At 56.2% G+C, this 1,439-nt stretch carries 2 protein-coding genes; both read right to left on the reverse strand.

The genetic code is table 11. The features are described from left to right. Window positions 1-458: 458 nt before the first annotated feature. A complete protein-coding gene (locus tag CAI21_RS22695) occupies window positions 459-770 on the reverse strand; it encodes a hypothetical protein (RefSeq protein ID WP_147305240.1) in 312 nt (103 codons plus the stop codon). A gap of 59 nt (window positions 771-829) precedes the next feature. Next, window positions 830-1,439: hypothetical protein (locus tag CAI21_RS24405; protein WP_220349080.1), on the reverse strand; the 610-nt coding region annotated here is incomplete at its 5' end.

Consider the following 1,439-nt stretch of genomic DNA (forward strand, 5'->3'; position numbering starts at 1 on the left):
ACTGAACTTACTGATGGAGCAGCTAGCGGCGCGATGTCTCACACCCGCGCGGGAAGAAACCTGAGAATAGCCGTTCAACGCTGTATCTCATCACGGCGCGGGGCCCGCTGATGCCGCCCCATCCAGACGCCGGAAGTTGCCCGCGAACCAACTGCTTTATCGACTCGCACCCTTGACCATGGGGAGGCGTCCATATATGTCCCCTAGTTTACCCCCCTAGTTTACCCCCCTAGTTTACCGCCAAGTCCCGGTTTAAGCCGTCGGGGCTACATTGGGTGGCTGTCCCCTAGTTTCGCCCGTCCCCTAGTTTCGCCCCTACAAGCCTAGCCGACGGCGGGGAAAAATAAATCTGTCCCCTTTTCCCCTTTCTGGCCGGCTGTTTGGTGTTGACGGCGGAGGAATAGATCGGGGCGGAAACGGCTGTGGGCTCGCAGAGCGAGCCCACAGCTACGGCACTATTACGGCTCTTCTTCAAGAATTAAGCGCCGCTCCTTTTCAAAAATGAGATTGGCATTAGGATCACCATCATAAAGATCTTCCCAAAACCCAGGAGCTTGCCAGGAAGCAGGTGACACCTCAACAGAACCATTGATTTCCCTATTTCTCCAGGATGAGGGCCTGAAATCCGTCAAAACCTCAAAGCATTCCGCGGGATACAACCCTAATGACTGAGCCCCACCATCCCGCTCACTGGTGACAACACGAAACCATTTGTTACCGCTCTGCTCGGTCAAAATAGTCAGCACATGATAAACATTCCCCACCGTCAACCACGGCGAAGACTCCACGGGTCTCCGGTCAGCATCAAGCAGTATCGTGCACCTTACTTTCATGGCTTCCTTTGAACCCCGGACATCTTATTGAGTACAGCTTTATAATCGAGCTCATACAAGACATCGCCCGTAGACGGATTCTTGTAAAAATGAACCTGAAAATCTCCAGAAGGACTTTGGAACGTCTGCGTGGAGTACTTCCCATAACCCCGAGGTATCGCCGGATTGCTCAACTCCTCAGGTCTAATTATCAACCTTGCGTCATTAACTGCATGAGGAGCCAGCTGCCCACTAGCCGTAAATGGCGAATTCGCGGACTCAAGCCGTAGTTGATCCTGCAACCTAGGAGCATTAGCGATATTTTGCGGGTTAGCAGTACTGTTTGGAACACCTCCCGCCCCACCCCCAGCCAACGGCGGCGGCGCCTCCGCCCCCTGCCCCTGAGGGCCACTACCACTGCCGCTAAGTTCGCCCTGGCTCGGGTTGCCCTGGTCAGTGCGCCCGTTGCCACCTTTACCGCGCCCCCACTGCCCTAGCTGCCCTAGCTGCTGTAGCCCCGCATCGACCAGGTCGTCCACCTGCCTCATCGAACTGGCGAGCAGTCCGCCCCCGACGACCAGCGCCGCATCGGTACTCACGCTAACCACCGCATCCCAGGTCGGGGTA

Origin of the sequence: Alkalilimnicola ehrlichii, from assembly GCF_003399765.1 — a bacterium.
Taxonomy (GTDB): Bacteria; Pseudomonadota; Gammaproteobacteria; order Nitrococcales; family AK92; genus AK92.